The organism is Thermococcus sp. (genome assembly GCF_027023865.1).
GTDB lineage: Archaea > Methanobacteriota_B > Thermococci > Thermococcales > Thermococcaceae > Thermococcus.
In genome coordinates this window covers 157,386-183,405 of sequence record NZ_JALVUC010000025.1, presented here as the reverse complement: position 1 = coordinate 183,405, position 26,020 = coordinate 157,386, and the positions used below count along the sequence as shown (strand labels likewise).

Here is a 26,020-nt window from a genome sequence, read left to right as displayed (position 1 = left end):
GCTTCTATATAACTCTAAATATCTGTATGTTTTTTATAGTTTCTATAGAGTTGTCTACCCAATCACGTATGTATGAACCATCAACCCGCCGTGTCCTATGAGCCTGTGGTGCTTGATTTTGAAGCCGTTTTCCTCTAGGGCCGTTTCTATTGCCCTCTTCTCTGTCGTTATGAAGACACCGCGCTTTTCAAGGACTTTTGCCAGCTCCATGAAGAACTCCGAGTACAACTTTGGCATCATGCTCTTCCTCCCTATCTTCAGGCCGTAGGGAAGATTGCTGACGGCAAAGTCAACTCTATCAACGTATTCGCTCAGCCTCGTCGCGTCGCCGAGGATAAACTCAATCCCCTCGTGCACCCCTGCCGCGAGGGCGTTCATCTCCGCCCCGCGGAGATGCTTCCCATATTTCTCAAGGCAGATTACCCTCCCGGGATAGCCCCTCAGGGCGAGCTCGATTGGAATCGTCCCACTTCCGCAGAAGGGGTCAATGAAAGGACCTCCATCGGGATTGGCCAGCTCTATGAGGGCATTCGCTATGCTGGCCTTGAGGTGTGCTGGATGGTCATAAACTCTCCACGGTCTCTTGTGGAGGGAACTGTCGCCGGTAGTGTCAATCCCGAGGAAGAAGATATCACCTATCAGTTCGGCCCTGAAGATCACCGCTGGATGGTCAAGGTTGACCTTCGGCGTGCCGAAGCAGGAAAGGCGGTCAAAGATTGCCTTTCCAACGGTTTTTGCTACATCAACGCTCGTTATTTTATGCTCCCCCTTCCTAAAGCTCCTCACGGCAAAGCTCTCACTTACTTTGACGTGCATTTCCAGTGGAAGGCCTGAAACGAAGTCCCCTATCCTTTTGAGGGCTGCCTCCGGCTCCTCGTTCCCGATGTCTTCAAAGCGCTCGCTTGCTATCTCTAGGATGACCCTGTGGAGGAGCCTTGAACGTTCGTTTAGGTAGGTTGGAATGCTCATCCTCCGTCTCCTGCCCTTTTCGTCAGTGTAGAAAGCTTCTCCAACCTCGGCAAGAACCCTCCCCTCAACGCCCAACGGCCTTTCCTCCACCTGAAACGGAATTCCGATTCTGTCCAGCAGTGAACGTATCTCAGCACTCGCCAAATCCTCAATTCCCTGAGATGTGGTTAGAAGGAGCCTCATGGTTCTCACTCCATCACCGCTACTACACCCTTCCATTTCTTTCCAAAGCACTCGCTCGCTATGACGCTCTTCCCGGTGAGTTCTTCTAAAAGTTTTATCCCACCATCGCACTTCTTGAAGCCGGTCGCTATTCCAACGGTGAGGGTTTCTATCTCCATAATCCCGACGCGCTTTCTGCCGTCCAGCCTATTTTTCAATTCATCCCCGTACTTCCACAGGATTCCCCTCGGATCGAGGAGCATGTCCTTCTCAACACCTTTTAGGATATCCTCAAAGTCCCAGATGAATCTGTCCTTTTTCTTCCCCTCCGTTCCAAAGAGCGTAAAGCGACCGGTCTGCCACTCGCGGAGGAGCCAACGAGCGGTTTCCTCCAAATCCACCTCTCTGCCAGCATTTATTAATCCGCGTCTCTCGCCGAGCTTCCTTAGTATTTCCTCTTCACTTCCGAACTCCTCTATTCCAAACCTCTCGGTTATCGCTTCTTTCCTCGTTTTCAAAATGCGTGAGATTAGCTTTAAAGCGGGTTTAACCGGTTCCTCTATCTTGTCCGCCGGAAAGCCCCCCTTTATGACCAACTCGTCGAAGTCGTCTATTGGGATCACTCCCGGGCTGTCGAGGAGCCATATTCTTTTACTTAACCTTATGAGTTGTTTTCCCTTGGTATAACCGGGTATAGGAGCCGTTCTAACTGCCTTTTTTCCCTTGAGTGTGTTGATTATTGTGCTCTTTCCAACGTTGGGATAGCCTATTATGGCAACCTCCACCCTCTCTTTCTCTTCGAGGAGCGGTTTTGCGAGCCTTTTTATCTCTCTTCGCAGGATTCCGGTCCCTTTCCTGTTCTTGGCGGAGATGAAGACCACTGGAATCTCACTCTTTTTCTTGTACTCCTCGACCCACTCCTTTGGAACCAAATCTGCTTTGTTCATTACTATTAGGAGTGGTTTCCCTTCCTCTTGGACAAGCCTCTCAAGCTTCCTGTTCCTAGTTCCCAGGGGATCTCTGGCGTCAATCACTTCAACCACCATGTCCCCTTCCTCAACTGCTTCTCTCGTTATCCCCCAAGCTTTTCTCGCCTTCATTTCTCCTCACCGTTATCTCAAATATGACCATTTCTCCATCCGTATAAGGGGGCAAAGATGGATGCATATCACATCTGTCTCTTTATTAGTTATCATAGTCAGCTATTATTAGTCCTTGATTACTATTCTACTCTCGAGTTCGAAAACGGGGGCATTTCCCGCGTATTTCAACGACTTTGACTTTCAATCTCTCCACAATTTTACCGAAATCTAAATAAAGATTGGAGTTCAAAAAGCTATCAAGCATGAGGAATAACTTACGATAACTTTGATGGTGGTGCTCAACGTGTCTGAGGATATCGAGGCGAAGATTCGCCGCCTGAGAGAGCTTGGTAAAGCCAGTGCGGAACCTGAGCCGCCCATTGCCCCAAAACCCGCTCCAGCTAAGAAACCCCCCAGAAGACCCCGTTCCATAGGGAGTATACGCGCCAAGGAGCGGAAGAAGAGGGTTATCCTTGGGGCGGCTATAATATTAATAATAATCCTCGCAGTCTCCGCTGGTGCTTACATGTACCTTCAGAACCGCACTGCAAGCGAGATAAGCAAGGCCCGCGCCAAGAAACTCGCGGAGGTTAACACCTATTTCAAGTCCTCCGTTTTCAATAACACAAACTGTACTAAGGATGTTATAGTGATAAGGACGAAGCTCGTCAACCAGATCGTCAACGCCAAGACCCTGGGGGAGCTTAACGCTATAGACGTTAGGGACTACTACGACTTCGCGCTGAAGAAGTATAACGCCTGCATTGAGCACATTCAGCAGGTCGAGTCTGAGAAGCAGCTTAACATAACCAAAGCGCAGAAGATTACGGAGATTGAGGCCTCCTTCCAGCCGTTTCTCTCGATGCCACTGCCGGATGCCATAAAGAACAAAGCTGTAACGTACATGAATTCCCTTGAAGACAGGGTTAACTCCGCCACGACCCCAGGGGAGGTTAACGCGGTTAACCCAGACCCGTACCTCCTTGAGCTTTGGAGGGATTACAAGTTCTGGCGCATAGATCAGCTCGCGGAGCAGGGCCATGGTAGTGTTATCCTTGAATACAATGGGGTCAGGGAGTTAGTTTCCGCGGCTGACGCCAAGGCAATCCTCGGTGGAATACTCGACTACAAGGAACTTATGAAGTATAGAGTTCTCAAGGTTCAGTGGGTTGAGCTTTCGCTCGTCCTTCCAAGGAAGAATATAGACGGCGCGTTCTTGTCCCCTGGTGACAAGATAGAGATTTACATCCAGGGCAGGAATACTACCTCAATCGATGGCTACTTTGAACTCGTCCTCCTCCCGGTTCAGGAAGGCACGATCTCCGTTAGTGAATCCCAGAGCCAGTCTGGTTCAAGCTCCACCTCCTCATCTACCACCTACGGTGAGACCCAGTCAAGCTCCGTTTCGCCGGGAGGGAACACCATGTCTGACAGCTCCTCTTCACAGAACACCTACTCCAACAGCCAGAGCAGTAGTCAGAGTTCCTCCGCAAGCTACTCCTACAACGTCAACCTCGCCGAGATACTTAAGGCCATAGCCGCTGGAAAGATACAGTCGAGCGACCAAGTGAAAGCCGAACTCAACGCCTACGGTTGGAAGGTTCTCGATCTCGAGAAGAGCACGGCCCTTGAGACCTTTGACTCAAACACCCCAATGCTCGTTATCATCAAGGTTCCCTCAATATTCGTGCCAGATATACTCCAGAACCAGAACTACGTGTACATAGCCAAGGTTTCAACGTGAGGTGGTGGAAGTGAAGCGCCTCTTAGCAACTTTCTTTATCCTTTTGTTAGTCTCTTCTCTGGTTAGTGCAGAGACTTACACCCTCCCAGGCACAACCCCGGATGGGAAGCCATACAACAACATAGGCATTCTCGGGGAGGTCATGGTTGATCTAAACGTCACCGTCGTCAACACCGCCCCCTTCCCCAAGTTCGTCGTCGTTAACCCTAGGTATGACTTTCACGTTATAAGACTCTCCGGCAATGAGGGGATGACCTCCTACCGCTCCAACGGCACTTCCTATCATATCCCCTCCAACTTGGAGATGACTTCCCTGAATTACTACATCGGTTTCTGGCTCATGCCCTATGAGACCGTTGTCGTGAACTTCCGCATCCCCTACAACAACTCCTACCTCCTGCGGATGAGGGACTACAAGTCCGCCTGCGGGGACTCTTCTAGGTTGACCGATATAACATACAACGGGAGTGATAACTACACCGGCCACATTGTGACAGCGGACAAGCTTTCACCCCTCGGGTGCGGCGTCATCTACCCCCAGCTCGTGAACACCCCCCTGATACTCTCGGTCAAGTCGATGTTCCCCCTTGATGACGGATACATCCGGGTTCTTAGCTATCGGGGAACCGTCACATTCCGTCTCACAAACGCTCCCAACAAGGCGGGTGTCTTTAACACGTTCTTCGCGGTGTCCATCCCCATCATATTCCAAGGCGCAAAGATGTATGGCTTTACCCCAAACTACACAATGACCTACAGGGAGTACATGGACGAATTCGTTTGGAAGTACAGGGGACTTAAGCCGCCGGAGAGGCACCAGGTCCAGACTCAGTCCCTTCTGGCCACCTCGAACTTGTTCCAGTTGTCAAACACCCTCCTAACTGGGGTTAAGGTTGGGTCTCCCGTAGTGAAACCCCCGAAAGAGGCCGGCATCAATTTCCCGGTCTGGATAATATTCCTTGGAAACAGCGTTGAAATAAGATATCATGTTGAATGGAATGCGGGGGGCTGAGTTTTGCTCTTCGACGAAGATGAGAGGAAGAAAAAGAAGCCCACCTCATGGATAGATGAAATACTTAGTGGGGAGGATGACCTACTTGAGAACATGCTCAAGGGTGGCTCAAAGTCCAAACCCTCCGACTCGACCATTGGATCTAGCTCCCCTAGTGAGACCTCCTCTGAGAACCCTCTGCTGTCAATCCTTGGTGGTGGAGAAGAATCCAAAAAGCCGGAGAAGAAGTCTGAAAGCAAGTCTCCCAAACAATCTGAATCCTCAGAGCTTCCTTCCCCGAGTGGTGGAGGGGGGCTGGATCTTCAGAATATACTGAGCAAGCCGACGATGCCTGAGGAAGCAACCAAAGATAGACCAACGGGTTCTGACCTGCTCAGTGGAATACTCGGCGGCTCTTCACTCCCTACAAAACCATCCCCCACCCCCCAGCCCAAGCCGAAACCCGTCTCTACCCTTCAGGACATACTGGGCTCCTCGACCCGCCCTGAGGAGATGAACTACGCTGGCAGGGCCGAGGTTCTCGACGCTTACGGCAACGTTCGCATCCTCAAGGTCAAGGGTGAACCAGTTCCTGTCTATGAGATTCGCATGCCCAAGCTCAGCCGCGAGGAGGAAGAGCTTCTCGGGAAGATAAGAGACAGGGCGATAACTGAACTTCAAATCGACCCCACTGCTTTCCCTGACTCTGAAGAGCGCAGAAGGGTCTTCATGAACGCGGTCAGGAAGATGATAAAGGCAGAGGCCCCCCAGTTCTCGGAGGGCAGGGTTGAGGTTCTTGCAGATATGATAGTTCAGGCCATGATAGGCTACGACAAGCTCGACCCGCTGGTTCGCGACGACAACCTTGAGGAGATAATGGTGATCGGAACCAACAAGCCCGTCTACGTGTGGCACAGGCGCTTCAGCATGTGTAAAACAAACATCGTCTTCCGGGAGGACAGGGGAATACTCAACATTATAGAGAGAATAGCGAGGGAAGTCGGCAGGAGGATTGATCAGCAGAGTCCACTCCTCGATGCTCGCCTTCCGGATGGGAGCCGTGTCAACGCCACGATATCCCCGATAAGCCTTGATGGGCCTACGATAACAATCCGTAAGTTCAAGCGTGATCCCCTCACCATAATCGACCTCATAAAGTACGGCACTATGAACACCGAGATAGCGGCCTTTCTATGGATCCTCGTCGACGGTCTTGGTGTTAAGCCCGCCAACATTCTCGTAGCTGGAGGAACCGGTTCCGGAAAAACGACCACCCTAAACTCACTTGGCATGTTTATCCCTCCGAGTGAGCGCGTCATAAGCATAGAGGACACCGCTGAGCTTCAGCTCCCCGTTGAGCACTGGGTACGGCTTGAGACGAGGCCGCCGAACCTTGAGGGCAAGGGTGAGATAACCATGGACGACCTCGTGAGGAACACCCTCCGTATGCGTCCGGATAGAATCATCGTCGGTGAGGTTCGTGGCTCGGAGGCAAGAACGATGTTCACCGCAATGAACACGGGACATGACGGCTGTATGAGCACAATTCACTCCAACAGTGCCCGTGAGACTATAATCAGGCTTGAAAGTCCCCCAATGAACGTTCCAAGGATAATGATCCCTGCATTGGACATAATCCTAATGCAGATCCGTTTCCATAGCAGAAAGAAGGGTACTATAAGGCGCATAACGGAGATAGCGGAGATTTCCGGAATGGAAGGTGAGAGCATCCAGCTCAACAAACTCTACAAGTACGACCCGGCAAAGGACGAGCTTGTCCCGACAGGCGTCCCGAGCAGAACCCTCAACAACCTTGCCCATCATACCGGCATGAGCATCGCTGAGATTGAGCTTGAAAAGGAGAAGAGAAAGATAATCCTTGACTGGATGATAGAGAGGGGCATAAGGAATATAGAGAAGGTCGGTTACTACATAAGTCAGTTCTACATCGATGAAGATGCACTTCTCAGGAAGATAGAGGCGGAGGGCAACACCGAGGCCAGCAAGCAGATAAAGACCGTGATGTGAGGTGGTAGCATGGGAGTGGTCGATGGATTCATGAACTTCCTCGAGAGGCTCGGCGGTAAGACGATAGAGGTAACTGAGAAGCCGATGAGGAGAATTCCTCAGGGAAAGAGCGTTCAGGAGAGGCTTAGAGCACTCAAACAGCTCCAGAAAGAAGTAGAGAAGGAGAGCTTCGAGGACGAGCGGGAGAAGCAGATGGAAGAGATGCTGGAGTGGAGAAAGAGAGAGATGCAGTCCTCGTTCTCAGATAGGCTCGCTGAGGCCCTCCTCCGCTACTTCAAAGGGCCGATAACATCGCTCACCAACTCCCTTAAGGGTCTTGACCAGGACCTCTACCGCGCCAACATAAACACCCCCAAGGAGAAGTACGTGGCTACGATGGTTGTGGTTTCGGTCTTCGCGGCGTTCTTCCTGATGATAACTGGCTACCTCCTTTTTTTGTCCTTTGAAAACATACTGCTACTCGGCTTCCTCGGCTTCGTGGGTGGCTTCATGTACATGCGTCAGTACCCAAAGATGGTGTGGAGGAGGCGTGTTATGGAGGTTGAGAGGGCTCTTCCCTACGCCCTCAGGCATATGGCGTCGCTCCTCAGTGCCGGCGTTGGTGTCGCGGAGTCAATGCTCTCCGTTGCAAAGGCGGACTACGGTCCCATATCTGAGGAGTTTGAACTCGTCCTGATGGACATGAGAACAGGTTCCTCCTTTGAGGATGCGATGACGAGGTTCGAGCAGAAGATGGATTCCGAGAGCGTTAGCAGGGTCGTTAAGCAGATGCTCAGGGCGGTTAAGTTCGGGGGAAACCTCGCGGACATAATGTACAAGATGGCGGAGGACTTCTCCTTTGAGTACAGGATGAAGCTTGTTGAGTACGTCCAGAAGGTCAATGGTGTATCCTTCATCTACATGTTCCTTACAATAGTCACGCCCACGATGTTTGTCGTAGGAATCCTCGCCGGTTCGGTGATGGCGCAGGGCCTCATCATGCCACCATCAACGATAGCCATAATGCTCTTGCTTGCTTTCCCTGCCCTCTCGCTCATAATAATCAACATGATAAAGAAGGGAGAGCCCAGGTGATAAACATGGCGAGCGGATTATCATTGTCTCTCATCTCACTCGTCAACAAGCTCGTTCCGTCCAAATGGATGAAACGTTACGAGCTTTTTATATACTCCTCGGGGATTAACTTCCTCGCCGCAGAGTATCTGGTAGTATCCCTGCTCTTGGGGGTTATATTTGCTGTTATGGTCGCCATGTTCAGCAGCTGGCTCTACACCCTCGGAACTTTCATTGTGGTTTTCCTTGGCATGGTCTTCGGCTATCCCTATTGGCGCGTGATGAAGCGCACCGAGGAGATGGAAAGGAACCTTCCTGATGCCTTCTTTTACCTGGCCAGCTCACTCCGGGCCGGGATTTCCTTCTCAGAGGCCCTTGAGGAGCTTACCACCGCGAAATTCGGTGCCCTGACGGAGGAATTCAAGAAGACCGTCTCGGAGATAAAGAAGGGTCGTCCCACCGTTGAGGCTCTCAGAGCCTTTGCCCTCAGGAACAGGAAGTCCACCGTTCTTTATCGTTCAATGATGATTATCATAGAGGCACTCGAAAGGGGCGCTCCAATGAGCGAGGTCCTAGTTTACGTTGGAAATGATGTCAGGGAGGTACTCAGGATAAAGCAGGAGAGAAAAGCCTCGACTGGTATGCAGATGATGTTCTTCATAATCACCAGCGGTTTTATCGGACCGTTAATCCTTGGCATCGTGGCTCAGGTCATGAAGAACGTCAGTTCGGCTTCAATTACCTTTCCAGTAGACACAATAAACACGATTATCTTGGGGTTTGTTGTGGCTCAGGCCGTAATCTCTGGTCTTGGAATCGGGATAATAAGAGAGGGAAAATACACAGCGGGCATAAAGTACAGCCTGCTGCTCGTCCTTATGGGAGTCGCTATATTCAAGGGTACTTTAACCCTCAACTTCAGCGGAATGGGCATCTGATGCCCCTTCTTTTTTGACTTCCACCACCTCAACCTCAAAGAAGAGGATTTTCCCAGCCAGCGGGTGGTTGAAGTCGAGTTCAACACCGTCCTCTGCCACCTTCACTATCTTGGCTATTCCCGAGTCGGTCATGACGTACATACCTTCAACCGGTTCAAGGCCGACCTGCGTGAACTCGGATACGGGCACCGTGACCACAAGCTCCGGGTTGGGCATTCCATAGGCCTTTTCTGGGGGGACCGTTACGGTCTTCTTCTCGCCGGGTTCCATTCCAATTATAGCCTCGTCGAGTCCGGGGATTATTTCTCCCGCTCCTATGTTCACCCCAAGGGGCCCGTATTCTCTATCCTCAACCAATATGCCGTTCTCCTTTGCGATGTCCTCGTAACTGGTGTCAAAAACCTCACCGTTCTCAAACCTTCCAACGTAGTGGAACTTTACAAAATCTCCAGCTTCAACCTTCATTTTCTTCAACTCCAAAACTTCCTCGGTTGGAGTTGCCCGGCCCTCTTATAAAGTTTTGGCCATCGTGAAACATACGTGGGAAGAGCGGAAAAGTTAATATACTATAAAGTTCAAGTTGATGTGGGTGATAATATGGGATATTTTTCTGAGATGCTCCAAGGGGAGTACGGAAACCTCGATGTTAAGGAAGTCTACCGGTCGAAGCTCGGGGAAACGGACGTTGAGATAGTGGAAGTGTCAGCGGGGAAAAAGAGGTTTATAGCGATGTTCCAGAGTAGCCCGCTGAAGGACGACGTGTACCGGTGGTCGCTTATAATAACGAGCCCCAACAACACTCGAACTCTTAAAGGCATGGATAAGGAAAAGGGGATAAAACTGGCCATACGATCGAGTATAGACGCCATGATGGAGGGGATGGAGTGATCACTCCTCGGGGAGGATGTAATAAACGTAGTGCGGTCTCTGGGTTATCTCGTCTATGAACACCACCGTTCCGCTCTTTGGCGGCTTGAGGTAGTGGACTTCCCCCTTCTTGGTTGTTACTGCCGCGAAGGCATCCCCTTTCCTGACGCGGTTGCCAACGTTCGCTATTATCGTCTTGGTGTAACCTTCTACCGGGAGGAGGAGAAGCCCATCGCCTTTTCTGAGATATATCCTGGTTCTTCCATCCGGGAGGACGAGAACCGCGTCGGCCTTCATTCTGCCCGTTGAACCGTCAACGTACTGGTAAAAGCGGTCGTAGACTTCCTTCACAAGGAACTCCGCAGTCTCAAGGTTTATACACTCGGGAACGTCCCCTCCACTCTCAAGCCATACCTCGACGTTTCCCTGGAGAATGACGCACTCACTTTTGGCCTTCCCGCCTTCAACACACTCCTCCGCGCTTCCCTCAACGTAAAGCCTCGGCATCCTCTCCATTTTTATCACCTCTTTTACTTAGGGGTAAAAGCTTTTAAAGCTGACCTGAGTACATCACTCGGTAGAAATGTCCATCAGGGTTAAGATAGCAACACTGTTCGGACTTGTTATCGCATTCATGACTCTCCTGATGAATTACAGTGCGGAGACTGGGCAGCTTGAGAAGCATCCTCTTGGAACATCTATGTGGACGATCACCAAGGGGCTTTTCGTCCTCGATGTCATAGGCCTCATCGTGGCCGCGCTCGTTCTTATGAGCTGGCGCGACATTCCCCACAAGCGCATCGTAAACACTGATGGGAACTATACCCTTGGCTGGCTCCTGATGCTGGTTGGAGGAATAGTTGCGCTTTACTTCTTTGCCTCCCGTCAGAAAGGGGAGCACATAACCATAATCCTGAACAACACCTCCAACATCACAAACGGAACTGCTCTAGCCAACTATCACCCCCTGAACGCCCACGGTTTCGGGAATGTTACGAACACCACCGCTACGGGTTCTATTCCACCGGACTACCTGCTCTACACAGGTTTCATCATTATAGCGCTGGGTTTCATCTACTTCGGTGTGGTATACTACCGCGATGCACTCAAAAAGCGGAAGAGAAAGGAGATGCGCGAAAAAGCCCTGAAGTTCGACAGGAAAGTCGAAGAACTCGGTTTGGATGCCTTCTCCGACCCGAAGGAGGCTGTGGTTGGGATATACAAGAACGCCGTTCTCTGGCTTGAGGTGCTTGGAATCCCCTATAGTGAGAGCTGGACTCACTGGGAGCACGTTGAGCACGTTAACATCTTCAGAAAGGCTTTCACAACTCTAACGAGGCTCTTCGAGAAGGCGAAGTACGCGCCCGAGAGAGTCACCTGGGAGGACGCGAAGAGAGCACTTGAAGTGTACCGGAGGATGAGGGGTGTTATCGATGAGGACTAACCTGGGCATAGCGGTCATAGTGGCTCTCCTTGTAGCACTTGCGATATTCCCCGCCCCCTACGTTGCCCGCTGGCTTGCTGTACTTTCAATTGGCATCCTGTTTGGCGTTATCCTCTTCAACATGGATATGGCTGGGGTTATCCCTCGGCTGGGCCGCTCGGCTCAGACTGAAGTAAAGACGGACATTGAACGCACCGTGACGCTGATAAAGAAAGCCAAAACCGGGAAGGTGGCCCGCTCCCTCGTTGCGGAGCAGATAGCGGGGATATATGCCACTCTCTCGGACGATTACGGTTCAACTTTTCAATCCCTAATGAACGAGCCTAACGGGGCTTTAAAGGCCCTCCTCTCTGAGGGGGACTTCCTGGACAACCTTGAGAGGGCACTTAAGATTGTGGAGGATGATCTGAATGAAGATTGAGGAGATACACGAGAAGGGAACCGCCGTCTTGAACGAGGTTAGCAAAGTGATAGTCGGAAAGGAGAACGTGCTGAAGCTCATGCTGACGACGATCCTGGCCAACGGCCACATCCTGCTTGAGGACCTGCCTGGGCTGGCCAAGACGCTGATGGCAAAGAGCTTTGCGAGCGCAATGGGAGTGCGGTTCACGCGCGTCCAGTTCACGCCCGACCTCCTGCCAAGCGACATCCTCGGCGTTTCGGTCTTCAACCAGAAATCGCTGGAGTTTGAGTTCAGACGGGGGCCTGTCTTCACCAACTTCCTCCTCGCGGACGAGATAAACCGTGCCCCGCCGAAGACGCAGTCGGCCCTGCTTGAGGCCATGCAGGAGAGGCAGGTAACGGTTGAGGGAAACACCTACGCCCTTCCAACGCCTTTCATCGTCATAGCCACCCAGAACCCCATAGAGCAGGAGGGGACATATCCCCTGCCGGAAGCCCAGCTCGATCGCTTTCTCGTCAGGCTCCGCGTTGGCTACCCCACTAAGGGTGAGGAGGTGGAGATACTCCGCAGGAGAATGGCGAGGAAGAAGGAGGAAGCGGACGTTAAAAGGATGTTGAGCGAGGAAGAGGTCGTTGAGATGCAGCAAACGATAGAGGACGTCTACGTCAGCGACGCCATACTGGAGTACATAACCGATATCGTGACAGCCACGAGGGAGGACAAGAGGGAGGTCGAGATAGGTGCCTCTCCGAGGGGTTCCCTGGCCCTTTTGAAGCTCTCCCGGGCGTACGCGGCACTCGAGGGCAGGGACTACATTATCCCGGACGACGTCAAGGCCGTTGCAGTTCCGGCTTTGAGCCACAGGCTCATCCTAAAGAGGGAGCTCTGGTACACAAAGGTCAGCCCCGAGAGGATAATGGAGAAACTCCTCGAAAAGGTTCCTGTTCCCAAATTCGAGTGAGATCAGGTGAGGTTGAGTGCAGCAGCTTTCCATCACCTTTCCTTACGACCCCAACCGCCGCGAGAAAAAGGTCGAGCTTGAAGGCAGGATGGTTCCCACCGGAAAAGCGTGGGGCCTGCTCGTTACGATATGGGGAATCGTAGTCGTGGATTTCCTCATGGTCCGCTGGTCTCTCGCCTACCTGGTTCTTCCCCTCCTCCTGCCCCTCTTCACGGCGGTCTTCTTCTTCAAGCCGCGGATCAGGGTCGAGGTTGAGAGAATTCTTCCCCACAACCGCTTCCTTGAGGGGAGCGAGGTCGAGGTAATCCTGAGGATAAGCTCTGAAGAGCGCATCGTGGGTCTTAGGGTAAGAGACGACCTTCCGGAAGGCCTTGGCCTCACCTCCGGAAGGAGGGAGTGGCTCATCTCGCTCTCCAAGGGTGAATCCAAGAGCCTTCGCTACACGATCAGGGTGAAGCGCGGGGTTCACGAGTTTAACTGGGTCGAGCTAAGCTACCTCGACCCCTTCGGCCTCTTCCACTTTACGGAACGGATTGACCTTTACACCGAGGTGATCGGCGTTCCCGCTATAGAGGATGTTCCCACTCCCTACTCTACAAGGGGAACCAAGATAACCGTTGGTGCCCTTCCATCACCGAGGGTCGGTGAGGGCGTTGAGTTCCACGCGATAAGGGAGTATCAACCGGGTGATCCGCTCAGGATAATCAACTGGAAGGCGACCGCGAGAACCGGGAGGGTAATGGTCAATGAGTACGAAAGTGAGAGAAAGGTGGACGTCGTCTTCATCGTCGACGCGTCCTACCGTGGGGAGCTTGTGTTCGACCACCTCATAAGGGCCGCGGCATCGTTGATGCTCAACGCCCTGAACGACGGCACGAGCTTCGGCCTTCTCTTGGCTGAAGATGTTCCCCTCTGGGTAAGGCCTGACTACGGCAAGAGACACTTCTTCAAGTGCATAGACTTCCTGAGCACTGCAAAACCCGATAAGAACAACATGATAGCCTACCAGGTTGAGCACCTCATACGCTCCCACTTCCCACCGAGGGCGCAGCTGGTTTACCTCTCACCCCTTCTGACGGAGGAAAGCAGGAAGGCCCTCAAGACAATGGCTTCCTTCGGCTACAACGTCGTCGTGATAAGCCCGAATCCCTACACCGCCGTTGAGCCGAAGAGCCGTGAGGAAGAGATTGCATTAAGGCTCCTCAAACTGGAGCGGAAGGCCCTTCTCAGGAAAATGTCTTCCTATGGGGTGGTGGTTGACTGGGACGTGGGGAAGCCCCTCAAGGTTGCCATGGCGGAGGTGGTTGGCCCATGAAGCTCAAAAGGCGCCTCTACTCGCTTATTCCACTTGCGCTGCTCTTTGCTATACTGGCCGGGCTGAACCTCTGGACCCTCATCCTCCTCCCGATAGGCCTGTTGGCCCTCCGGTGGTACTCGATGGGTCTCGCTCTCTTCCTGTCGGTTTCGCTCTACCTCATCTACCACAGAATAGGGGGCATCTACGGTTTGAGTGTTATCTCACTGGCGCTGTTGACCGCTGAAATGGCATACCTCGACAGGAAGGGTGCCCCCAAGGAGCACTACCTAATCCTCTTGGGTGCGGTACTTCTGGCGTTCCCCATCTACACTCTGATGGTCTTTCTCGCCCGCTTTACCCCCCGCCTGGAGGTCACGGGGGTTGCGGCGCTCTTCCTCGTCGTCCTCTACCTCTTCCTAAGGATGACGACGGATTAGATGCTCCAACTGCCCTCCTTTTTTAGAACCTCCCTCGCCCTTTCGAGACCGAGCCTCACACACTCCTCCAGCGGGTTCCCGCGCGAGTAACCGGCGAGGAAGCCGCCTGCAAAGGCGTCCCCAGCTCCGGTGGGGTCTACGTCGCCCTCTACGGGGAGAGCGGAGAAGTTGTGAAAGTCGCCATCGTAGAGCAGAACCCCCTTCTCACCGCGCGTTATCACGACGAGCTTTGCCCCCCACTCGTGGAGAACCTCCGCGGCTTCCTCAACCGTCTCCGCTCCGGTTATGATCAATGCCTCCCTCTCGTTTGGGAAGAGCACCTCAACGCGGGAAACGATCTCCCTCACGAGGTCCGTCCTGCTCCGGTAGTCGTCTATGTACGTCGGGTTGAAGTCGAGGCTTACCCTCTTCCCCTCGAGCCTCTTAATAACCTTCAGCTGTTCCTCCGGTGGAATCGGAGCTATGTGAAAGATCTTCGCGTTCAGGTATTCCTCCGGAATCGGCGTCTCACCCATCCTCTCGGCAACGCCCATCTCAACGGGCGACTCGACGCTCCCATCTTCTCTATAGATCACCCAGATGTGTATCGTCCTTCCAGACAGGATTTGAAAGCCCCTTATGTCAACGTACTGGGCGAGTTTCTCCAGCCACTCCCTCGGGAAATCCTCGCCCACCTTTGTAACCAATCCCACCTTTGCACCGGCCAGTGAAGCGGAAGTAGCAACGGCCGCAGCGGCACCGCCGGGCATGTCTAGTTTTCTTCCATCAGGAAAAACTATTGTATCTATCGAAACGTGACCGAGGACAACTAGCTCGATCATTTTATCGCCCCTCCATTAATTGCAGCCTTTACGTTCTTTCAAGTTTTAAGTCAAGCGGTTGTTGTTTAGACTATTGTAATTCTTTACTCTCCTTGAATTCGATTGTTTTGGAACTTTTAGTCAGATTTAAACCTATTTGTTTAACCAATAGGTTTTTATACACTAATTAACTATTGAGAATTGATGATTCCTTATGTCGAAGTTTGGTTTGTGGTGGGTTCGGTGGGATGGGTCTCTTGGGGGTATGAATCGAGGATGACCCTTGGGGGAAGGGGGCCAACTTCTTACTACGAGGTAGTTCAGTGGTTCAAGGACAGGGGTTTTGACAGGGTTGTTTTCCTTGGTGGTGAAGGTAAAAGAATCAACTACACCGGGGACGGGTACGAGGATGGTCGCTAAGGTTGTGGACGTGGTGAGGGGGAGATGTCCCGAATGGTGATTCCTCTTTTAATCCTCCTTCTTTTTGCCCCGGTTGCTTCGGCGGTTTACTCTGTAAAGCTCAACGGTTACTTCTACGTTGTCAGCTACAAGGTTTACTCCAACGGGACAGCGGCATTAATCAATGCCGAAATCGACAACACGGGAACCACCTGCGACATGAAAGGAAACTGCTGGATGTCAGTTTATGAAGTATATGATTACTTATTCTATTACACCGGCTCTGTGTTCTACCTCCTCAACTTTACTCCCGCGTTGGAGGCATCCCTGCCGCCTTACGCCCCCAAAAACATAACTTACGTTTACTTCAACTGGGTTTACTACGCCAACGGTTCTTGGTTCGTTAACGTAAGCTTTTCCGCATACTCTCCAGAAACCGTTGAAAGTTTTAACAAAAAATACGTTTACCACCTCAATCTGAATACCTCCTGCGTTGAACAGACTAACGTCACATCCCCCAACATTCCGATAATGAGAACCCGCGGGACAATAAACGGTTGGAAAATCGTAGTTCCGAAGGAGTTTTTGCCTTCTCCTGACTACGGGCCTTTTAAAGCCTACTTCTTCGTTGGGGTTAATTCAAGCGTCACGAAACCCACGAGCGTTCCACCGTTCCTGGCAATACCCCCCACTCAAAGCTCCCGGTTTACTTCCTCCTTGAAAAGGATGGCCAAGTGAAAAACGTGACGCTCTTCTACATCAACGCGACTGAGAACTTAACCGGCTTCTGGTTTCCGAGTAGCGTTAAAATCGTTAACGTAACGTTCTGCAAACCGGTTGTTACTCCAGAAAACGCCACCTCGAATGAGACTATAGCCCAAACAACCATTCCGGAGAACGCCACGCTTAACATCACGAACACCAGCGAGAAAACGAATGAAACGGTCACTTCAATTAGGTTAGTGAACACGACATGGTCATCACGCACTGCTGGAGGGAATACCACTTCACTCCACGCGAACACAACCACGACTTCAATACCCACCAAAAAGAGCATCTGCGGACCTGCGTTTATAGTTCTGATAACTCTCAGTGCCCTTCTCTTGAGGAAAAGATTAATGTAACGGTTGATTGCAGTCTTTTGTCCCATTTCCAACTACTGCCCGGATTGAGGGTGTAGTAAAAAGTTTCTAATCCTCCGTTTAGATGTCCATCGAAAAGGTTTAAAAGTTTCTCTGCGAATAGAAAACGGAGTTACCCAAGGAAAGGAGCGTGATGGAAATGGAGCAGGTTTTCCAGAACGAGACCATTAAAACGATTCTTGAGAAGTACAGGAGGATATGGGCAATAAACCACGCCCAGAGTGTCCTTGGCTGGGATATGGAGGTTAACATGCCAAAGGAGGGCATCCTTGAGAGGAGCGTTGCCCAGGGCGAGCTTTCGGTTATGGGTCAGGAGTTTCTCCTTAGGCCCGAGTTCGTCGAGCTTGTGGAGAAGGCAAAGGGAATCGAAGGTCTCAACGAGTACGAGCACGGCGTTGTTCGCGTCCTTGACAGGGACATAAGGATAAGCAGATCATTCCCGCCGGAGTTCCTTAGGGAGATGAGCGAGGTAACCAGCCAGGCAACTAAGGCTTGGGAGGAGGCGAAGAAGAGTAACGACTACTCCAAGTTCGAACCTTGGCTCGACAGAATCATTGATTTGGCCAAGCGGGCCGCTGATTATCTCGGCTATGAAGAGGAGCCTTACGATGCCCTTCTCGACATGTTCGAGGAAGGAACTACCACCAAAGAAGTCGAGAGGATGTTCGACAAGCTTGAAAAGGAACTCAAGCCCCTCGTCGAGAAGATAATGGAAGAGGGTAAGGTTCCCAGGGAGCACCCGCTCGAGAAGGAGAAGTACGAGAAAGAGCAGATGGAGCGTGTAAACCTCTGGATTCTCCAGAAGTTCGGCTTCCCGCTCGGAGTCCGCTCTCGCTTAGATGTTTCAGCCCACCCATTCACGACCGAGTTTGGCATCCGCGACGTCAGGATAACCACCAGATACGAGGGCTACGACTTCAGGAGGACGATACTCAGCACGGTTCACGAGTTCGGGCATTCACTCTACGAACTCCAGCAGGATGAACGCTTCATGTTCAGCCCGATAGTGGGTGGCGTTTCCCTCGGAATCCACGAGAGCCAGAGCCGCTTCTGGGAGAACATCATAGGGAGGTCAAGGGAGTTCGCTGGGCTTATCTACCCGACGCTTAAGGAGAACCTCCCGTTCATGGGGAACTACACACCCGAGGACGTTTACCTCTACTTCAACATAGTCAGACCCGACTTCATTAGGACGGAGGCAGATGTCGTTACCTACAACTTCCACATACTCCTCCGCTTCAAGCTGGAGAGGATGATGCTCAATGAGGGCGTTAAGGCGAAAGACCTGCCAGAACTCTGGAACGAGGAGATGGAGCGTCTTTTGGGCATAAGGCCAAAGACCTACGCAGAAGGAATCCTCCAGGACATCCACTGGGCGCACGGAACCATTGGTTACTTCCCGACCTACAGCATCGGAACCCTCCTCGCGGCCCAGTATTACTACCACATCAAGCGCGACATCCCAGACTTCGAGGAGAAGGTTGCTAAAGCCGAGTTCGAGCCGATAAAGGCCTGGCTCCGCGAGAGGATCCACCGCTGGGGAAGCATCTACCCGCCGAAGGAACTCCTGAAGAAGGCCATCGGCGAGGAACTGAACCCGGACTACTTCGTAAAGTGGGTGAAAGAGAAGTACCTGTGATTTTACATTTTTGCTATTCTTATTTTGTCCTCGTGGATGCGTACTTAGGATAATCCTGTGAACTTTAAAGAGCTGAGGGATTATTCAGTAGCCTGGTTCCCAACCCACCCAACAGGCTCGACCTCTATGGCAGCAACACCGTACTTCCTCTCCCTCTCCTCACTATAAAAGCGCCTGTAAACTCTAACGCCCTCTTCAATGCTTTCTACTCCGGGCAGAACGTTCTCCAGACCCTCCTTTTCAAGCATCTCCCCGAACGACGAGTAGACGCGGATATCCTTGACAACGCACATCAGCCTGTTCTCAAAGATTATCGTGTCGCCCGGCCTTATTTTCTGTCTCTTCTCGTCGTATAGGCGACCTTCTATCTTCTTCCCTCCTTCGGCTATCGCCCTCAGGTACTCCCCTTGGAGGCCCATTCTCCACGTTCCCATTCTATTACCCCCGGTTCACACGAGGTAGCGGACTATCGATGGGCTTATCCTTATGAGCTTTGCGAGGAGCTTCGGTCTCTTCAGGAGTGCCTTGGCGGTCTTAATGTGGTCATCGAAGTCAGCCTGTTCCTCTATGATCTCCCTGGCCTCCCTGCTCCCCAGAACCTCGAAAACCTTCTCCACATCGCCCTGACTCATTCCCAGGAATATTCTCCTGAAGCGCATGCCAAAGCTTATCTGCCTCCTTATTTCTCCACAGACCTTCTCGTAATCACTGAACCTTCCCGAGAGGAGTGCCTCCCTCAGCGCGTGGGCGCATATTCCTCCGAAGACTATCCCCCCGGCGGTCGTTGGCTTTATCTGGAGTGCGGCGTCTCCCAGTAGGGCCACGTTTCCCCTAACCCAGGGCTTCCTCCAGCCCAAGCCAACTGAACCTGCTTTGAACTCAACAACGGAGGTCGGTTTGAGCCGCCTTAACCTCAGGAACCTGTTCAGGGCTTCAATGCTCCCCAGTGTTCCAACCCTCGCGAGACCTTTATTCACGGGCGCCACCCACATGAAGAAGTCTCCATTTATCTCCTTGTTGATCCACACCTCGACGAAATCTTTCTTAAAATCGCCGACGACTTCGACCTCATAGCCGCTCAGGAATTCCGCGTTTGTCTTTGCACCCATCTCCTTCGCAACCGTGCTCGAAACCCCATCGGCCCCAACGTAGAAGTCAGCCTCCACCTCGATCCTCTCTCCAAGGTGCTGGAGGATTGCCTTCCCCCCTTTGAAGCCCTGGAACGCGGTGGCCATATAGTATTCCACGCCCCTACTCACGGCCCTCTCCGCCAAGGCCTTTTCTAGGACTTTTCTGTCGACCAGATAAGCCTGCGGCTTCTTTCTCTCGATTTCGAAGCTCTGTATTCGCGAGTAGAAGACCGCACCACGGAGTTGGTTAAGTATCGCCTCCTCCGGAAAGCCGAGTCTCTCGTAGTTCTTCGTCCCGATTATACCAGTGCAGGCTTTTCCACCAAAAGAGCCTTTCTTCTCGACGATCGCGACGCTGAAGTCCCTTGCGAGCAGGTTCGCCAGGTAGTTGCCGGCAGGGCCCCCGCCGATTATAAGAACGTCGTACTTCATCCTCACCCCTCTCGGTGGAAGTGGTTTTTAAAGCCTAAAAACCTAACCTTTCCGGTGGTTCCATGAAGGTACTGGTTACGGGTTTTGAACCCTTCGGCGGTGAGAAAATCAACCCCTCTTGGGAGGCTGTTAAAGCGCTCCCCGGGGAGATTAGCGGTGCTGAAGTAGTAAAACACCGGCTCCCCGTGACGTTCAACGGTGTCAGGAAGATCCTCCCGAGGTTGATCGTTGAGGAAAAGCCAGACGTGGTGGTTCTGACTGGTCAAGCCGGCGGAAGGCCGAACATCACAGTCGAGCGCGTTGCAATAAACGTCATGGACAGCAAGATGCCCGACAACGAGGGGGTTACGCAGGAGGATGAGCCGGTCTTCGATGGTGCCCCGGCCGCTTACTTTGCAACGCTTCCGATAAAGGCCATTGTAAGGGCCTTAAGAAACGCGGGAATACCTGCCTCTGTCTCCAATACTGCAGGAACCTACGTCTGCAATACTGCGATGTTCACAGCACTCCATACGATAGCCGTCGCGGGGATGGAAGCGAGGGCGGGCTTTGTACACGTGCCCTTCAGCCACGCCCAGGCCCTAGACAAACCGAGGCCTTCGATGGCGCAGGAAACAATAGACGAGGCCATCAAGAGAGTGGTGGAGGTTTCAATTGGAGGGGATTTGGGTCACAGCTCATTGAAGTCTATCTCGTAAACTACAGAGCCGTTGAAGTTCTGGGCCTCCTTGAATCTTGCTATCAGTGCACTCAGGGCCTCTATCAGTGCTCCCCTTATCTCTCCCATTGTTTTCTCCGCATCTTCCCTCGTGGGAGATTCGAAGGACCTGTCCAAAAGCTCACTCAGTCCAATCTCCTCGCCCCTTATCTTCACCGTGGGTTCAAAGCCGTCAACAACGGCCTTTAGCTCGTCGTCAAGGTCAAGCTCCCTTACCCTGACCCTATACTTCCCAGTCACTATGTCGTACTCCTTGTCAAAAACGAGCCGCATCTTCATCCCATCACCGGGGGTTTTACGTTCTGAGGGTAAATAACGGTTTTGGCATGGTGAGGTTTTTAAAGTCACGGTGCGAGCTTAGCTGGGTTGATGCCTATTCTGATAGTGGGGGTTGATGTAGTCGGGGAGAACCCTAAGAGGTTCGCGGTGGTGGGCTGGTTCAACGGTATACTGGAGCGAAAGGGTGAGTTTACACTCTATCGGCTGATTCGCTTCATCCAGAGTAGGAGGCCGGATATCGTTGCAATCGACAGCGTTACCGAGCTTGGGGGAGACCTCAGGAAGTTCCTCCGCTCACTTCCACCTGAAACGAAGCTCGTCCAGGTCACCGGGAGGCCGGGCGAGCAGAGAAGCCTTCAGAGCCTCGCCAAGGAGCATGGAATAAGGACGGTTGACCGTTTCGACCCCTACGAGGAGGCTAAACTCTCTGCTTTGCTCGCGAGCAGGGGGGTCGGTTACGAGGTTTTAGCCTTCGAGGACGAGGTCATCGTCAAGGTGACCCGGGGGAGGAGTCATGGCAAGGGCGGTTGGAGCCAGGATCGCTACAGAAAGAGGGTGCACAACCTCGTTCGCGACAAGGTGAGGGAGATAGAGGAAAGGCTGAAACGGGCGGAGGTACCCTTTGACCTGGAGACTGAGGAGAGGGACTATGGTCTCTCTAGGGGGGAGTTTAGGGTTTACGCTTCACGGGAAGAGCTGGCAGGGTTAATAAGGCCGATGCGCGGTGGGGACGTCGAGGTCAGGATTCAGCCGGTTGAGAGGTCTGAACTTGGTTTCGCCCCACTCAATGGCGAAGAGGCAGTCAGAGCGAGGAGGAGCATCATAGTGGGTATCGACCCGGGGATAACGGTTGGGATAGCGGCCGTTGATTTGAACGGGAGAATCGTTGGCCTCCACAGCGAGAGGAACATGCCCATCGGTGAGGTCTTCCGCTTCGTGAGTGAGATTGGACATCCGGTTGTAGTTGCGACCGACGTTACCCCTGCCCCGGGCTTCGTAGAAAAGATAGCCCGCTCATTTAAGGCAAACCTTTTCGCCCCAAGGGAGAACCTGAGGATAGAGGAGAAGAACGAACTCCTGCGAAATCTTGGGATTTCGGTCGAGGATGACCACCAGCGTGACGCTTTGGCGGCCGCGTATAAGGCCTACCTCCGGCTCAAGCCGAAGCTGGAGCACATAGATGCGCGCCTCAGGGAGGCAGGTCTAACAAAAAAGTCCGAGGAAGTGAAGGCCCTAGTGATAGGTGGATACAACCTCGGCGAGGCGATGCAGAGGGTTTCCTTTCGGGAGAGAAAGGTGGAAGAGAAACCCGTGGAGCAGGCTAGGGAGAACGTTGACTTTTCCCCTTTCATTAAGCGTATAAGGGAGCTTGAAAAGCGCGTTGAGATGCTTGAGAGCGAGAACCGCGAGCTGAGGGAGACCATACGGCAACAGAGGAAAACTATAGAGAGGCTGGAGCGGAGGCTGGTTGATTACGATGACGAGGTCAGGAGGAAGGTCCTCCGCGAGAGGGAGCTTGAGGCGAAGGTGAAGCGCATTGAAACCCTCGAGAAACAGCTGAGGGAAGCCAAGGCGGTCATAGAGAGGCTGGGTAGGGACCTTGTGAAGGTCAAGAGAATGAACGTGGTCGAGGTTCGTGGTAGTGCGGTTCCGCTGAAAGTCCTAAGGGTTCTCAGCTGGCGCGAGCTTGAGAGAATCGAGCGCGAGGTTGGCCTCAGGAAAGGTGACGTGCTCTTTGTTCTCAATCCCGCAGGGGCGGGGAAGGCAATCGCCGAGGAGCTTGTTGCGAATGGAATCCGGGCAGTTATAACCGAAGGCCCCCTCCCTCATCCAGTTGCGGAGGTCCTCCGCGAGGCCCACGTTCCGTTCTTCTTTTCCGAAGAGCTGGACGTTAAAAGGGTTGACGAGTTCGCTGTTGTGGAGCGTGAGACCCTTGAGAAGGCCATTGAGGGGTTGCTTGAGAGGTGGACAAAAGAGGACGAGGAGAGGGAGGCGGAGAGGTTGCTTAGACTGGTGGATGAATACAGAATTGAGAGGGTTAAGGAGCTTAGGAGAAAAGCTGAGGAGGAGTCTAAAGGGAGCTGAGGATTCCCTTCAGCGTTCGGAGGTATTTTCCGGTCTCTTCTGCACCTTTCTCCGTTATCCTCACGGCGGTCCTTGGTCTGTCCGCTATCACCTTGTAAACCTCCACATAGCCGGCCGTCTGGAGTGCCCTTAGGTGGGAGTCGAGGTTCCCGGGGGTCAGCTCAAGAACCCCCAAGAGGTCTTTGAATAGAACCCTGTCCCTCGGCAGGAGGTAGAGCATTATCGCCAGCCGTGTGGGGTTGCCCAGGATGTGGTTCTTGGCCAGCTCCCGCAGGGATTCCATCTTATCACCGCACTATCGCTTTAAACGCTGAGTAGAGGTACCATAAGATGGTGATGCTGAAGCCCGTCACTATCACGAAGCCAGCCCAGGTAATCGCCCCGGACTCCATGTTCCACACAACGGGTATCGCAATTGCCGGGAGGAGGAAGGCCGGGATCATCTCGAACTCACTCCGGCCCCCTGTTGTTATGAGCCACTGACTGAGGAGGGCAATTCCGATAAAACTGAGCAATCCTGTGGCGAACCTGACATCGGCGTTTACGCCTATGGCGGTCATCGATGGTATGACGAAGAACCCGATTACACTCCCAAGGACCCAGGCGAGGGCTATCTGAATTGCGGTTCCCCTTCCAGCCCTCCCTGCTCCGGGATGGGATGTTGCACAGAGCCTCTCAAACCTTCTCCATATTCGTATGGTCAGGGGGATTCCGATGAGTATGGCACCGCTCCAATAAACGGTGGATGCCGCACCCCTCATGTTTACGACTCCTTCCAGCGCGTAGTAAATCGCCATCACGGTTAGCCAGAAGGCGAAATTCATAGCGGAGTAAACTTTGCCTGCCGCTATAAGCCTGCCCTCAACCCTCTCGAGCGTCTCCCGAAGGGCCTTCACGTCCTCCATGCTCTCACCTCAGAATAGTTATACTCCCAACCTATTTATACCGTGGAGTCTTTCTGAATCTCAGAGCCGGGTTAAAGTTAAATACGTTGGGCACGACTGTAATGTGGTGAAGAGTTGTGGGAATCTTAAAGACTGGGATTCGGGTTCTCGATAACGCCCTCGGAGGCGGCATCCTCGAGGACACAAACCTCCTGATAATTTATGATACATACTCATCCGGCTGGGCACTGGCCTTTGAGATACTGCGCAACCGAATAGCCGAGGGGGACTTTGGAGTCATGATAAACTCCGTCCTTCCTTTCTCCTCGCTCAGGGTCGAAATCAATTCCATTGGTTTTGATCCCACGGAGGAGGGCAGGAGGGGTAACTTGGCGATAATCGATATGTTTGCCTCGTTTTACAGGGTAGAGTACGATGCGGGCTTTATCTACACCGACGAGACGATGGACGCCGCCACTTTCCTCCCCAAGTACTCCCACCTCTACAGGCGTGTTTTGACCGAGAAGATTAAAGACCGGAGGCCAATTGGCATAGACTTCACAATCGACGGCATGGCCTTTCTCCTTGGTGAAAGGAACTTCATAAAGGTATTTCAGAACCTCATGGCTTCGAAAGAGAAGGCCAGGCTCGTTGAGAAGCGTAAGAGGCCCATCAACATATTCCTCCTCAACAGGGACAGGATATCGAGTGGGGTTATCTCTTGGATAGCCCTCTACAGTCAGTATGTAATCGAGTTCTTCTCCTCCCCGGATTCCACGGTTGAGAAAATGATAGTCAGGAAGTCGCCACTTCCGGAGTTCAGCCCCCGTGATGGCGGTTACACCTTCAGGGTGGAACACGGGAATATCGTTATAGAATAGCCCCGACCCTTGAACGCATGAGAAACTCTATGAAGCACTCTATTCCCTGAATCTTCCGGTGGGAACCAGCTCAGTCCTCGCCTCGCTCTTCTCGTGGATTTCTTCGGGATTCTTCGATGGAAACCGGTGCCTCAATAATCCCCGAGGAGGAACCTCCACAGCGGGACGATTTCGATTCCATCGACCTTCTTCTCCGTGTCCCACGTTATCAACACCGCTTTTTCCCAATGGAAAAGTTTCTTTGCTTTTTTCAGGGCTTTCAGCTCACGTTCTATCGTCTCGGGGTTTGAAACGTCGTAGCTTACCTGAATCAGTGTCTCCTCATCCGGCAGGACAAAGCTAACCTCCCAGTTGTCACCAAGGACGTAGTTCACCTCCTTTTCCCTCCTAAGGAGTTCGATAAATACGGTGTTCTTCATCAGCCTTCCAAAGTTCTCGCTGAACTTTACGCTGAGGAACGTTATGAAGGAGCTGTCAACAAAGTACACCTTTTTTGGATGCTGGAGCTTCAGCTTGACTTTGGGGGAGTAAACTTCCACTGGAAACGCGAAGTAGCACTCCTGGAGATAGCGTAGATAGTTTGAGAGCGTCGCTTTACTTATGGAGTATCCGAGGCTCCGCATAGTGCGCTCCAGCTTGCTGAGGCTGAAGTATTCGGAATTCAGGAGAAGCCTAATGAATGCCCTGAGTTCCTCCGGGTTTCTGATGCCGTAGCGTTCCACCACGTCAAGGGCTATTATCGTGTTGAAGTAATCCCTAACGAGCATCCTCTTTATTCTAACGTCATTGGTCAGGGCGACCTCCGGAAAGCCCCCGAAGAGAACGTATTCTCTCATCAGGTTCAGGAGTTCTGGCTTTTTCCTGCTGAACTCAACTCTCTTGGGAACTTCGAATTCCCTGAACCTCAGAAACTCCCGGAAGCTCAGCGGAAAAACCTCGAAGGTTAGTACCCTCCCCCGTAAGGACGTTGGAATTTCCCGACTGGAGAGCTTTGAGGAGGAACCGCTTAGAAAGAGCCTCACGTCCCTTCTGGAATCGTTTACCCGCCTCGCCTAGGAGTCCCAGTTTTCAATGTTCTGAATCTCGTCGAGGAAAAGGTAAAGCCTCTCCTTCTTCCCGTAGAGTTCTTCAATCGAAGGTATGAGCTCGGTCAGGGTTTCACTGCTCTTTTCGAGCCTCTCATCCTCGAAGTTGATGTAGAATATCGATTTCCTTTCGGTGGTCTTCTTAAGCTCGTTAATGAGCTGGAACATCA

At 52.4% G+C, this 26,020-nt stretch carries 28 protein-coding genes and 1 pseudogene; 18 read left to right on the top strand and 11 right to left on the bottom strand.

Features of this window, described 5'->3' with window-relative positions:
• Positions 1–54: 54 nt before the first annotated feature.
• A complete protein-coding gene (trm14, locus tag MV421_RS10540; RefSeq protein ID WP_297417926.1) occupies positions 55–1,152 on the bottom strand; it encodes a tRNA (guanine(6)-N2)-methyltransferase in 1,098 nt (365 codons plus the stop codon).
• 5 nt (positions 1,153–1,157) lie between these two features.
• Positions 1,158–2,231, bottom strand: coding sequence for a GTPase (locus MV421_RS10535; RefSeq protein WP_297417734.1), 1,074 nt, complete (start codon positions 2,229–2,231; stop codon positions 1,158–1,160).
• Positions 2,232–2,502: 271 nt separating this feature from the next.
• Between MV421_RS10535 and MV421_RS10530 the strand changes: the two genes are divergently transcribed.
• Genes MV421_RS10530 through MV421_RS10510 form a run of 5 tightly spaced genes read left to right on the top strand, consistent with a single transcriptional unit; the run spans position 2,503 to position 8,967 of the window.
• A complete protein-coding gene (locus MV421_RS10530; protein ID WP_297417737.1) occupies positions 2,503–3,957 on the top strand; it encodes a DUF515 domain-containing protein in 1,455 nt (484 codons plus the stop codon).
• 4 nt (positions 3,958–3,961) lie between these two features.
• Positions 3,962–4,969: a hypothetical protein gene (locus MV421_RS10525; protein WP_297503432.1), complete on the top strand. Its 1,008-nt coding sequence runs from the start codon at positions 3,962–3,964 to the stop codon at positions 4,967–4,969.
• 3 nt (positions 4,970–4,972) lie between these two features.
• Complete coding sequence (locus tag MV421_RS10520) at positions 4,973–6,976, top strand: CpaF family protein (RefSeq protein WP_297518322.1); 2,004 nt, start codon at positions 4,973–4,975, stop codon at positions 6,974–6,976.
• Between the two features lie 9 nt (positions 6,977–6,985).
• Positions 6,986–8,050 carry a type II secretion system F family protein gene (locus tag MV421_RS10515; RefSeq protein WP_297417742.1) on the top strand — a complete coding sequence of 355 codons (1,065 nt, stop codon included), beginning with the start codon at positions 6,986–6,988 and terminating at the stop codon, positions 8,048–8,050.
• Positions 8,051–8,055: 5 nt separating this feature from the next.
• Positions 8,056–8,967 carry a type II secretion system F family protein gene (locus tag MV421_RS10510; protein ID WP_297417744.1) on the top strand — a complete coding sequence of 304 codons (912 nt, stop codon included), beginning with the start codon at positions 8,056–8,058 and terminating at the stop codon, positions 8,965–8,967.
• On the opposite strand, the gene MV421_RS10505 is transcribed toward MV421_RS10510, so the two are convergent.
• Entirely contained in the window at positions 8,935–9,432 is a 498-nt protein-coding gene (locus tag MV421_RS10505; protein ID WP_297417929.1) for a peptidylprolyl isomerase, read from the bottom strand. The two genes, MV421_RS10510 and MV421_RS10505, sit on opposite strands and share 33 nt — an antisense overlap.
• A 132-nt stretch (positions 9,433–9,564) precedes the next feature.
• On the opposite strand from MV421_RS10505, the gene MV421_RS10500 reads away from it, so the two are divergent.
• Entirely contained in the window at positions 9,565–9,855 is a 291-nt protein-coding gene (locus MV421_RS10500; RefSeq protein ID WP_297417746.1) for a hypothetical protein, read from the top strand.
• Here the strand turns inward: MV421_RS10500 and MV421_RS10495 are convergent, their stop codons facing one another.
• Positions 9,856–10,350, bottom strand: a complete 495-nt coding sequence (locus MV421_RS10495; protein WP_297417932.1) for a DUF2118 domain-containing protein — start codon at positions 10,348–10,350, stop codon at positions 9,856–9,858. It lies immediately after the preceding gene.
• 67 nt (positions 10,351–10,417) lie between these two features.
• On the opposite strand from MV421_RS10495, the gene MV421_RS10490 reads away from it, so the two are divergent.
• From MV421_RS10490 to MV421_RS10470, 5 genes are all read left to right on the top strand, one after another.
• Complete coding sequence (locus tag MV421_RS10490) at positions 10,418–11,278, top strand: DUF4129 domain-containing protein (protein ID WP_297417748.1); 861 nt, start codon at positions 10,418–10,420, stop codon at positions 11,276–11,278.
• Positions 11,268–11,699 (top strand): hypothetical protein, encoded by a 432-nt coding sequence (locus tag MV421_RS10485; protein ID WP_297417750.1) that lies wholly within the window; start codon positions 11,268–11,270, stop codon positions 11,697–11,699. Before MV421_RS10490 ends, MV421_RS10485 begins: the two co-directional genes overlap by 11 nt.
• Positions 11,689–12,642, top strand: coding sequence for a MoxR family ATPase (locus tag MV421_RS10480; RefSeq protein ID WP_297417753.1), 954 nt, complete (start codon positions 11,689–11,691; stop codon positions 12,640–12,642). The genes MV421_RS10485 and MV421_RS10480 overlap by 11 nt, the downstream gene beginning before the upstream one ends.
• Before the next feature lie 88 nt (positions 12,643–12,730).
• The gene (locus tag MV421_RS10475) at positions 12,731–13,957 is read left to right on the top strand and encodes a DUF58 domain-containing protein (protein ID WP_297417934.1); all 1,227 of its coding nucleotides are present in this window, start codon (positions 12,731–12,733) and stop codon (positions 13,955–13,957) included.
• Positions 13,954–14,376, top strand: a complete 423-nt coding sequence (locus MV421_RS10470; protein WP_297417756.1) for a hypothetical protein — start codon at positions 13,954–13,956, stop codon at positions 14,374–14,376. Before MV421_RS10475 ends, MV421_RS10470 begins: the two co-directional genes overlap by 4 nt.
• Here MV421_RS10470 and MV421_RS10465 read toward each other — a convergent pair.
• Positions 14,373–15,197: a carbohydrate kinase family protein gene (locus MV421_RS10465; protein ID WP_297417758.1), complete on the bottom strand. Its 825-nt coding sequence runs from the start codon at positions 15,195–15,197 to the stop codon at positions 14,373–14,375. The genes MV421_RS10470 and MV421_RS10465 overlap by 4 nt on opposite strands.
• A gap of 183 nt (positions 15,198–15,380) precedes the next feature.
• Between MV421_RS10465 and MV421_RS10460 the strand changes: the two genes are divergently transcribed.
• The 4 genes from MV421_RS10460 to MV421_RS10445 all read left to right on the top strand — a co-directional run bounded on the left by MV421_RS10460 (position 15,381) and on the right by MV421_RS10445 (position 18,356).
• Positions 15,381–15,596, top strand: a complete 216-nt coding sequence (locus tag MV421_RS10460) for a hypothetical protein (RefSeq protein ID WP_297417760.1) — start codon at positions 15,381–15,383, stop codon at positions 15,594–15,596.
• Positions 15,597–15,620: 24 nt separating this feature from the next.
• Positions 15,621–16,313 (top strand): hypothetical protein, encoded by a 693-nt coding sequence (locus MV421_RS10455; RefSeq protein WP_297417762.1) that lies wholly within the window; start codon positions 15,621–15,623, stop codon positions 16,311–16,313.
• The gene (locus tag MV421_RS11095; RefSeq protein WP_367271146.1) at positions 16,310–16,699 is read left to right on the top strand and encodes a CGP-CTERM sorting domain-containing protein; all 390 of its coding nucleotides are present in this window, start codon (positions 16,310–16,312) and stop codon (positions 16,697–16,699) included. Before MV421_RS10455 ends, MV421_RS11095 begins: the two co-directional genes overlap by 4 nt.
• Positions 16,700–16,856: 157 nt before the next feature.
• Positions 16,857–18,356, top strand: a complete 1,500-nt coding sequence (locus MV421_RS10445) for a carboxypeptidase M32 (RefSeq protein ID WP_297417937.1) — start codon at positions 16,857–16,859, stop codon at positions 18,354–18,356.
• Positions 18,357–18,436: 80 nt separating this feature from the next.
• Here MV421_RS10445 and MV421_RS10440 read toward each other — a convergent pair whose 3' ends face one another.
• Together MV421_RS10440 and MV421_RS10435 are read right to left on the bottom strand one after the other, a co-directional pair.
• A complete protein-coding gene (locus MV421_RS10440; protein WP_297417768.1) occupies positions 18,437–18,790 on the bottom strand; it encodes an ASCH domain-containing protein in 354 nt (117 codons plus the stop codon).
• A 15-nt stretch (positions 18,791–18,805) separates the two neighbouring features.
• Complete coding sequence (locus MV421_RS10435) at positions 18,806–19,918, bottom strand: NAD(P)/FAD-dependent oxidoreductase (RefSeq protein ID WP_297417940.1); 1,113 nt, start codon at positions 19,916–19,918, stop codon at positions 18,806–18,808.
• A gap of 62 nt (positions 19,919–19,980) precedes the next feature.
• On the opposite strand from MV421_RS10435, the gene pcp reads away from it, so the two are divergent.
• Positions 19,981–20,616, top strand: coding sequence for a pyroglutamyl-peptidase I (gene pcp, locus MV421_RS10430; RefSeq protein WP_297417771.1), 636 nt, complete (start codon positions 19,981–19,983; stop codon positions 20,614–20,616).
• Here pcp and MV421_RS10425 read toward each other — a convergent pair.
• Positions 20,589–20,915 carry a hypothetical protein gene (locus tag MV421_RS10425; protein WP_297417774.1) on the bottom strand — a complete coding sequence of 109 codons (327 nt, stop codon included), beginning with the start codon at positions 20,913–20,915 and terminating at the stop codon, positions 20,589–20,591. The two genes, pcp and MV421_RS10425, sit on opposite strands and share 28 nt — an antisense overlap.
• A gap of 90 nt (positions 20,916–21,005) precedes the next feature.
• On the opposite strand from MV421_RS10425, the gene MV421_RS10420 reads away from it, so the two are divergent.
• Entirely contained in the window at positions 21,006–23,000 is a 1,995-nt protein-coding gene (locus MV421_RS10420) for a DUF460 domain-containing protein (RefSeq protein ID WP_297417777.1), read from the top strand.
• Here the strand turns inward: MV421_RS10420 and MV421_RS10415 are convergent.
• Positions 22,987–23,283, bottom strand: coding sequence for a transcriptional regulator (locus MV421_RS10415; RefSeq protein WP_297417782.1), 297 nt, complete (start codon positions 23,281–23,283; stop codon positions 22,987–22,989). The genes MV421_RS10420 and MV421_RS10415 overlap by 14 nt on opposite strands.
• A 4-nt stretch (positions 23,284–23,287) precedes the next feature.
• A complete protein-coding gene (locus MV421_RS10410) occupies positions 23,288–23,905 on the bottom strand; it encodes a hypothetical protein (protein ID WP_297417784.1) in 618 nt (205 codons plus the stop codon).
• Positions 23,906–24,021: 116 nt separating this feature from the next.
• On the opposite strand from MV421_RS10410, the gene MV421_RS10405 reads away from it, so the two are divergent.
• Complete coding sequence (locus MV421_RS10405; protein ID WP_297417787.1) at positions 24,022–24,765, top strand: hypothetical protein; 744 nt, start codon at positions 24,022–24,024, stop codon at positions 24,763–24,765.
• Positions 24,766–24,896: 131 nt separating this feature from the next.
• Here the strand turns inward: MV421_RS10405 and MV421_RS10400 are convergent.
• Positions 24,897–26,018 (bottom strand): annotated as a pseudogene (locus MV421_RS10400) (ATP-binding protein).
• Between the last annotated feature and the right edge of the window lie 2 nt (positions 26,019–26,020).